Raw genomic sequence first — 897 nt, forward strand, 5'->3', positions numbered from 1 at the left:
GGCGGTTTCAACGGGTGAGCGCAACACTTTACTCTTTTTGGAAAGATGGAGTGTGAGAGATGAAGTATCGTAGGCGGACGTTTTACACGGACAAACAGAAGTCCGAGATGTGGGATCGCTGGCAACGCGGGGAGTCGATGAGTTCGATTGGGCGGCATTTCAATCGTGCGTCATCTTCAATCTTCCCGCATTTGGCGCAGTTCGGCGGGATCCGGCCACCTGCCCGTAAGAGATCGCGTTTTGCTTTGAGCTTGCCAGAGCGAGAGGAGATATCGCGCGGCCTGGTCGCAAATCAGTCCCTGCGTTTGATCGCCAAAAGCCTGAACCGCGCGCCTTCGACGATCAGCCGAGAGGTCCGCAGAAATGGCGGGCGTCAGGCCTATCGCGCCGCGCGTTCAGACCAGCGTGCATGGGACAGCGCAATGCGACCAAAACCATGTAAGCTGGCATTCAACGATCCATTGTGCCAACTGATCGCACGCAAGTTGCGTCGGAAATGGTCACCGCAGCAGATCGCCGGTTGGCTCAAGCGCAAACACCCCGACGAGGAGCAGCATCGCGTGTCCCACGAAACGATCTACCGCAGCCTTTATGTGCAGACCCGTGGGGTCTTGAAGAAAGAACTGCAGGAGTGTTTGCGCAGCCCGCGTGCCATCAGGCGGTCACGGCACGCGACCCAGAAAGGGTTGAAGCTGCGCAAGATCAAGGATGCGATCCCGATCAGTGAACGCCCTCCTGAGGTCGAGGACCGGGCCGTGCCGGGACACTGGGAAGGCGACCTGATCGTTGGCTCCAACAACAGCTACATCGCCACACTCGTGGAGCGCCATTCCCGATTTGTGATGCTGGCCAAAGTCGAGAACAAGGACACCCAGAGTGTTGTCGCGGCCCTGATCA

The 897-nt window shown here is 58.3% G+C and carries 1 protein-coding gene; it reads left to right on the forward strand.

Going from position 1 to position 897, the window contains the following annotated elements:
- Positions 1-59 precede the first annotated feature (59 nt).
- Positions 60-897: IS30 family transposase (locus tag Q0859_RS21440; protein ID WP_299155207.1), on the forward strand; the 838-nt coding region annotated here is incomplete at its 3' end.

Source organism: uncultured Tateyamaria sp., from assembly GCF_947497045.1.
Classification (GTDB): domain Bacteria; phylum Pseudomonadota; class Alphaproteobacteria; order Rhodobacterales; family Rhodobacteraceae; genus Tateyamaria.